General features: G+C 68.3%; 5 protein-coding genes and 1 pseudogene. 3 read left to right on the top strand and 3 right to left on the bottom strand.

Annotation, left to right across the window (positions count from 1 at the left end; translation table 11 throughout):
- Both AC3WLE_RS30350 and surE read right to left on the bottom strand, forming a co-directional pair.
- Nucleotides 1-175, bottom strand: a pseudogene (locus AC3WLE_RS30350) (protein-L-isoaspartate(D-aspartate) O-methyltransferase); the annotation flags it as partial.
- Between the two features lie 28 nt (nt 176-203).
- Entirely contained in the window at nt 204-956 is a 753-nt protein-coding gene (gene surE / locus AC3WLE_RS30345) for a 5'/3'-nucleotidase SurE (protein ID WP_010814245.1), read from the bottom strand.
- Nucleotides 957-1,163: 207 nt separating this feature from the next.
- Here surE and AC3WLE_RS30340 point away from each other — a divergent pair, with 207 nt between their 5' ends.
- The gene (locus AC3WLE_RS30340; protein ID WP_010814246.1) at nt 1,164-2,138 is read left to right on the top strand and encodes an NADPH:quinone oxidoreductase family protein; all 975 of its coding nucleotides are present in this window, start codon (nt 1,164-1,166) and stop codon (nt 2,136-2,138) included.
- A gap of 196 nt (nt 2,139-2,334) precedes the next feature.
- Here the strand turns inward: AC3WLE_RS30340 and AC3WLE_RS30335 are convergent, their stop codons facing one another.
- Nucleotides 2,335-3,393 (bottom strand): porin, encoded by a 1,059-nt coding sequence (locus AC3WLE_RS30335; RefSeq protein ID WP_492319876.1) that lies wholly within the window; start codon nt 3,391-3,393, stop codon nt 2,335-2,337.
- Nucleotides 3,394-3,614: 221 nt separating this feature from the next.
- Here AC3WLE_RS30335 and AC3WLE_RS30330 point away from each other — a divergent pair, with 221 nt between their 5' ends.
- Entirely contained in the window at nt 3,615-4,289 is a 675-nt protein-coding gene (locus tag AC3WLE_RS30330; RefSeq protein WP_010814248.1) for a response regulator, read from the top strand.
- Nucleotides 4,286-5,704 carry a sensor histidine kinase gene (locus tag AC3WLE_RS30325; RefSeq protein ID WP_492319874.1) on the top strand — a complete coding sequence of 473 codons (1,419 nt, stop codon included), beginning with the start codon at nt 4,286-4,288 and terminating at the stop codon, nt 5,702-5,704. The genes AC3WLE_RS30330 and AC3WLE_RS30325 overlap by 4 nt, the downstream gene beginning before the upstream one ends.
- The last annotated feature ends 90 nt before the right edge of the window (nt 5,705-5,794 follow it).

The raw sequence follows: 5,794 nt of genomic DNA, 5'->3' as shown, positions 1-5,794 counted from the left end.
GTGCGGCGGTGCGCGGCAGGCGCGGCTTGGCCGGCTTGGCTGGCGCGGGTGTGGGCGCGGCCGGCCGCGGCGTGCCCACGGCAGGCATGCCGGCGGTGCGGGCCGGTGCGGGCTTGCGCTCGACTACCGCATCGAGCGGCAGCGGAAACTTGCTGCGAGGGGGCGTGGTGCTCATCGGGGGCGCGACACTGCGGATCGGTGGCCTACTTCAACCACTGGTCGAGCGCGTCGAGCTGCCCGCGGTGCGTCAGGTCGAGCTGCAACGGCGTGAGCGAGACATAGCCCGCCGCAGCTGCATGGAAATCGGTACCCTCGCTGGCATCGCGCGCATCGCCCGCCGGGCCGATCCAGTAGTTGGTGTCGCCGCGCGGATTGACCTGCGTGATCACCGGCTGCGACGGATGGCGCTTGCCCAGGCGCGTGGCGCGGTAGCCCTTGATATGTTCGAACGGCAGGTTCGGGATATTGACGTTGAGCAGGAACGGCTCGGCCGGCGGCGTGCCGATGATGCGCTCCACCACGGTGCGCGCAACGCGTGCCGCGGCGTCCAGGTGCTCCCAGCCCTTGTCCACCTGCGAGAAGGCGACCGACGGAATGCCCAGCAGGTAGCCCTCGATGGCGGCGGCGACGGTGCCGGAGTACAGCACGTCTTCGCCCATGTTCTGTCCCTGGTTGATGCCGGACACCACCAGGTCGGGTTTCTCTTCCAGCAGGCCCGTCAGCGCGATATGCACGCAGTCGGTCGGCGTTCCGTTGACGAAGCGAAAACCTTTTTGCACGCCTTCGCGCGCTTCGTAGATCGACAGCGGCCGCTGCAGGGTCAGGGAGTTGGAGGCACCGCTATGGTTCTGCTCCGGCGCGATGACCGTGATCCGGCCCAGCGGCGCGAGCGCGGCATGCAAAACGGCCAGTCCCGGCGCGAGATAACCGTCGTCGTTGGCGAGAAGGATATGCATGGCGCGATTGTACCTGAGCGCGCGCGCGCAAGCGGCCCGTGCGCCGCCCTGAAAGCACGTTTCTGGCGCTGTATGCAGGCCGCAAATAACCACCTCCATAGCTTGGACATGGAACAGAACGACCGTGCTATTTCTACGCTACACTTGCCCTGCCCGCCCGCATAAGCTTGACTGGCGTGAAATGCCACCAACATCACCGGAGACAAGATGAAAGCCGTACTGTGCAAAGCCTGGGGCCCGCCCGATTCGCTGACCATCGAAACCCTGCCCGACCTGGTACCGGCCAAGGGCGAAGTGGTCATCGACGTCAAGGCGGCCGCCGTCAACTTCCCGGATGTGCTCATCATCCAGAACAAATACCAGGCCAAGCCTGCCCTGCCGTTCAGCCCGGGCTCGGAGCTGGCCGGCGTGGTCAATGCGGTCGGCGAAGGCGTCACCCACGTCAAGCCCGGCGACAAGGTGATCGCCTACCTGGGCAACGGCGCGTTCGCCAGCCAGGCCAAGGCGCCGGCGGCGTCGGTGGTGCCGATGCCGCCCGGCATCGATTTCGAGACCGCGGCGGCGTTCACGCTGACCTACGGCACCTCGCACCACGCGGTCATCGACCGGGGCGAGCTGAAGGCCGGCCAGACCATGCTGGTGCTGGGCGCGGCCGGCGGCGTGGGCCTGGCGGCGATCGAGATCGGCAAGGCCATTGGCGCGCGCGTGATCGCCGCCGCCTCGACCGACGAGAAGCTGGCGGTGTGCAAGGAACACGGCGCCGACGCGCTGATCAACTACAGCACCGAGGACCTGCGCGAACGCATCAAGGCGCTGACCGACGGCAAGGGTCCGGACGTGATCTACGACCCGGTGGGCGGCATCTATGCCGAACCGGCCTTCCGTTCGATCGGCTGGCGTGGCCGCTACCTGGTGGTGGGTTTTGCCAACGGCGAGATCCCCAAGCTGCCGCTGAACCTGGCGCTGCTCAAGGGCGCCTCGCTGGTGGGCGTGTTCTGGGGCGACTTCGTGCGGCGCGAGCCCAAGGCCAACCAGGCCAATATGGCGCAGATGCTGGGCTGGATGAAGGAAGGCAAGATCCGCCCGCATATCTCGGCGCGCTATCCGCTGGAGCAGGCTCCGCAGGCGCTCAAGGACATGGAAGCGCGCAAGGTCACCGGCAAGATCGTGATCGTGCCCTGAGCGGCACGCACGCCGGCGGCGCGCCCTGCCCGCCGGTAAAAGAAGGGCGCAAGGCGTGCGGCTACGCCCTGCGCCCGGCTGAGGCAACGCGCCTCAAGCTGCCAGCCGCCCTCGATGGCGCACACCCATGCGCCAGGCGGCGGGCAGTTCCCAACAGGCCGATGAGGCCATTCCGGCCATTCAGGCCGCCCCTTCCTCAGAAGCGGTGCTGCAGGCCGGCCATGACGCCGGTCTGGTTGTTGGCGAACCCGATCAGGTCGCGCGAGACGCTGACGTTCTGCCCGTTGCGCGCATCGGCATAGCCCACCGACAGGTAGGCCAGCGTGCGCTTGGACAGCGCGTACTGGCCGCGCAGTGAGAACAGGATCGGGTCGGCGTTGTTGCCGCCCTTGATGTTCTGCTTGTAGACCGCGCCGTACAGCGTGAAGGCCGGCGTGAAGTCATAGCTGGCGCCGCCCCAGTACATGTCGCTGCGGTCCGTCGCCGCGCCGGTGGTGAAGGTGCGCTTGTAGTTGCGGTAGCCGGCAAACAGCTTCAGGCCGCCGAAGTCATAGCTGGCGCCGGCATGGATGCCCTGGATGTAGTCGGTGCTGTCGGCCGGCGTGGTGCTGCTGCCGGCGCCGTTCTGGCGGTCCCAGGTGGCGGCCGCGGCAAACTTGCCGGCGCTGTAGCCCACCCCCAGCGCGTATTTGGAGGAGCTCTTGAAGTCCCCCGCCACTTCGCCCATGGCCACGGTCGCGCCCAGCTTCAGGCCGCCGAAGCTGCCGTCGTAGCGGACCGCGTTCGAGGCGCGCGAGAACAGGCCGTCCTTGCGGCCGCCGGTGGCGGTCGACGAGGTGGCCCACGAATAGGCCGGCGCGTAGCCCATCGGGTCGAACGGCAGCATGAAGTCGTAGGTCGTGGTGAAGGTGCGGCCCAGCACCACCTGGCCGTAGCGGCTTGCCAGGCCCACCGTGGCACGGCGGTCGAACAGCGTGTTGTCGGTGTCCAGCCTGCCGGTATCGATGGCAATGCCGCTTTCCAGGGCGAAGATCGCCTTCAGGCCGCCGCCCAGGTCCTCGCTGCCGCGGATGCCCCAGCGCGAGGTGTTCTTGCCGCCCGAGGTCAGCTTGACCGCCGAGCCGTCCGGGCCCGCGTGGCTGACAAATTCGATGCCGGCGTCCACCAGGCCATACATGGTCACGCTCGATTGGGCGGATGCCGACCCGGCCGCAGCCAGACCCATCGCTGCGAATGCCATTGCCGTACGCTTCATGCTATCTCCTTGCTTGTGCTTGTTGTGTGAATCGTTAGCCGGCCGGATGGTAGGGGACGCGCACTTTCAGTTCGCTTTCGGAATGCGGGCTTTTCGCGGGCACGGCGCCGCTGCGGGATTGGGGGTTTCCCCTAGCTTCTAAGCCGGCGCACTTCCCTGTATCTGTCTGGCCTCGGCCGTTCCGGCCGGTTTTCCGTATTGCCGCCTGACTGCCCTGCCCCATGCGTATCCTGCTTGCCGAAGACAATGTGATGCTGGCCAATTCCCTGAGCCAGGCCCTGGGCCAGGCCGGCTTCACGGTCGACTGCATGCACGACGGCCGCAGCGCCGACAACCTGCTCAGCACGCAGGACTACGCACTGCTGATCCTGGACCTGGGCCTGCCCGGACTGGATGGCCTGGAAGTGCTGCGCCGCCTGCGCCAGCGCCGCAACCCGCTGCCGGTGCTGATCCTGACCGCGCACGGCTCGGTCGAAGACCGCGTGCGCGGCCTGGACCTGGGCGCCGACGACTACCTGGCCAAGCCCTTCGACCTGTCCGAACTGGAAGCGCGCGCCCGCGCGCTGATCCGCCGTGCCCACGGGCATGAGAGCACGCAGATCGCCTGCGGCCCGCTGCACTACGACAGCGTCAGCCGTGCGGTCCTGCTGCACGGCGAGCTGCTGCCGCTGACCGGGCGCGAACGCGCCGTGCTGGAGGTGCTGCTGCTGCGCGATGGGCGCGCGGTGAACAAGGCGGCGCTGTCGGAGAAGATCTTCGGCATCGACGAATCGGTCAACCCGGATGCGATCGAGATCTACGTGCACCGGCTGCGCAAGAAGCTCGACGGCAGCGGCGTGGCCATCGTCACACTGCGCGGGCTGGGCTACCTGCTCGAAGCGCGGCCGGCGGCATGAGGCTCCCACGACAGGCGCCCAGCCTGCGCCTGCAGCTGTCGCTATGGCTGCTGTTGCCGCTGATGGCCCTGCTCGCCTTCGATGCGTGGCTGACCTATGAGCGCGCCATGTCGGCCGCGCATATCGCTTTCGACCGCACGCTGGAGGCGTCGCTGCGCGCAATGCGCGAAGGCATCCGCCTGCGCGAGGGGCGGCTCCAGGTCGACGTGCCAAACCTGGCGCTGGAACTCTTCGACGACCAGGCCGGCCCGCGCATCTTCTACCGCATCCGCGACGAGGACGGCGCCACCGTGACCGGCTACGACGACCTGCCGATGCCGGCCGAGGCGCCGCTGCGGCTGTACCGCACCGAGTTCTACGACACTGTCTTCCGCGAGCACCCGGTGCGCATGGCGGCCCAGGCGCTGCCGGTGCACGACGTGGGCTCGGCGCGCACGCGCCTGGTGTGGGTGCTGGTGGGCGAAACCATCGAGCCGCGCCAGCTGCTGGCGCGCGACATCCTGATCGGCTCGCTGCTGCAGGAGCTGATGCTGGTGACGCTGGCGCTGGGCATCGTCTGGCTCGGCGTGCGGCGCGGGCTGCGGCCGCTGAACCGGCTCTCCGACACAGTGGCACGGCGCGGCACGCAGCTCGACCCGATCGAGCAGAAGGACCTGCCCGCCGAGATGAAGCCGCTGGTGCAGGCGCTGAACCAGTACATGGACCGGCTCCACGGCATGGTGCAGGCGCGCAAGCGCTTCTTTGCCGATGCCGCGCACCAGCTCAAGACGCCGCTGGCGATCATCCAGGCGCAGTCCGAGCTGGCGCTGCGCGAGCGCGACGGCGAACGCGTGCGCGAGCATATGCGGCTGCTGCACGGCACCGTGCGCCATGCCTCCAAGGGTGTGCAGCAGCTGCTGTCGCTGTCGCGGCTGGAGCCTGATGCGGGCTACATGCCCACGCTCAGGCCGCTGCGGCTCGATGCGCTGGCGCAAGGCGTGGCACTGGACTGGGCGCCGGTGGCGCGTGGCAGCGAGGTCGACCTGGGCTTCGAGCAGTTAGGGCCGGTGGAGGTCTCCGGGCAGGCCGAGCTGCTGCAGGAGCTGACGGGCAACCTGATCGACAACGCGATCCGCTATGCGGGGCGTGGTGCGGTGGTCACGGTGCGCGTGGCGCTGCACGGCGGCGTGCCGCGGCTGCAGGTGATCGACAACGGCCCCGGCATTGCGCCGGCAGAGCGCGATGCGGTGTTCCGGCGCTTCTATCGCGGCGAGAGCGGACAGTCCGTGGAAGGGACCGGGCTGGGGCTGTCGATCGTGCGCGAGATCGCGCGGCTGCATGGTGCAGCGGTCGAGCTTGCGGATACGCCCGGAGGCGGGCTGACGGTGTCGGTAAACTTCAGCGCTGCCGACCACAAACCCGAGATTTGCTCTTGACCGCTTGGGTGCTCCCTCTCCCGCGCGCGGTGTACAGACCGGAGACATGGGTAACAGGTGTTCGGAGACATAGGTGACACGTGACCTGCG

The organism is Cupriavidus sp. FW306-1B-F12B, assembly GCF_058781795.1.
Note: the sequence above shows the minus strand (reverse complement) of the source record. Positions and strands in the feature narration are given on the sequence as shown.